At 56.5% G+C, this 1,321-nt stretch carries 2 protein-coding genes; one reads left to right on the top strand and one right to left on the bottom strand.

Annotated features, from left to right (window positions below; translation table 11 throughout):
• A partial coding sequence (locus tag J5224_RS28190) for a spore coat U domain-containing protein (protein WP_264628416.1) occupies positions 1-503 on the top strand: 503 nt, incomplete at its 5' end.
• A gap of 34 nt (positions 504-537) precedes the next feature.
• Here J5224_RS28190 and J5224_RS28185 read toward each other — a convergent pair.
• A partial coding sequence (locus tag J5224_RS28185) for a 3-hydroxyacyl-CoA dehydrogenase family protein (RefSeq protein ID WP_264628415.1) occupies positions 538-1,321 on the bottom strand: 784 nt, incomplete at its 5' end.

The raw sequence follows: 1,321 nt of genomic DNA, 5'->3' as shown, positions 1-1,321 counted from the left end.
GCACGTATACCGATGTTATCGCCGTTAACTGGGACTATCGGGTTTGCGATGTCGGTATTGGTGAACTCTGCCTGTACTATTCCGGCACACCGACCTCTAACATCACGCTAACGCTGACCGTCACCAACGATTGCCAGATCAGCAATACCAACAATATCGAATTTGGCAGCGCAGCCTTTCCCTCCGCCTTCACGGCTATCAACAGCAGTCTGGGCGTGCGTTGCACCAAAGATGGCGCTTACAGCGTGGCGTTAACCAGCACGCACCCTGACGATGCCAATTGGCGTCGGATGACCGCAAGCGTTTCCGGTACCAATTATTACCTGCAATATCAACTTTACCGCGCTGACAACAGCGCCTGGACGGAGAGCAACAACTATGCGGGAACCGGCACTGGTTTGACGCAGACCATCCCGTATACGGCACGCATCAATACGAGTCAGGCAAATAAACCGGCAGGAAGCTACAAAGATACGGTGAGCGTGGCGGTGACCATCAATTGACGCCCTTCCGGCTGATGCCGGAAGGGGGAAAGGATTAAGGGTGAAAGCGGGCCGCACTTGCCTGCATGGTCAACAGGCGCTGGCACGGGGCAAAGCGGGGGCCATACTGATGCTCAAACGTTTCCAGCGTTTTGACGACCGTATCGATCCCCAGATGATCCATGTAGTGGAACGGACCACCAAGGAACGGTGGAAAGCCAATACCAAATACCGCACCGATATCACCGTCACGCGCGCATTGGATCACGCCTTCATCCAGACAGCGTGCTGCCTCGTTTAACATCATCATCACGCAGCGTTGTGCCATCAACGCATGATCGAGATGCGCTTTTGGCGTGACGCCCAGCAAAGGATAGATGGCACTGTCCACCTCACGCGGCGCGCGCCAGAAACGGCGCGGGGTGCCATAGCGGTAAAAACCCTTGCCGTTCTTACGCCCTTTGCGCCCATCCTGCAAAATGGCCTCGAAGGTGGCCGGAGCCTGAAAACGCTCGCCCCATGCCGCCACCAGTATCGGCACTATCTTGGTCGCCACATCAATGCCCACTTCGTCGAGCAGGGTTAACGGGCCAACCGGGAAACCGAAGCGTACCAGCGCGGCATCCACGGTCTCCACCGGCTCGCCTTCCAACAGGCAATAAGCTGCCTCGTTGATATAGGGAGCCAAAATGCGGTTGACATAAAACCCGGCTTTATCGGCCACCACAATGGCGGTTTTCCCTTGCTGGCGGGCAAAAGCTACCGTGGTGGCGATGGTTTCAGCGCTGGTGCCTGCATGGGGAATCACTTCTACCAACGGCATTTTGTCTACCGGGCTG

The organism is Candidatus Symbiopectobacterium sp. NZEC135 (assembly GCF_025962695.1).
The sequence above is the reverse complement of the archived record's forward strand: the minus strand, read 5'-3'. Positions and strand labels throughout refer to the sequence as shown.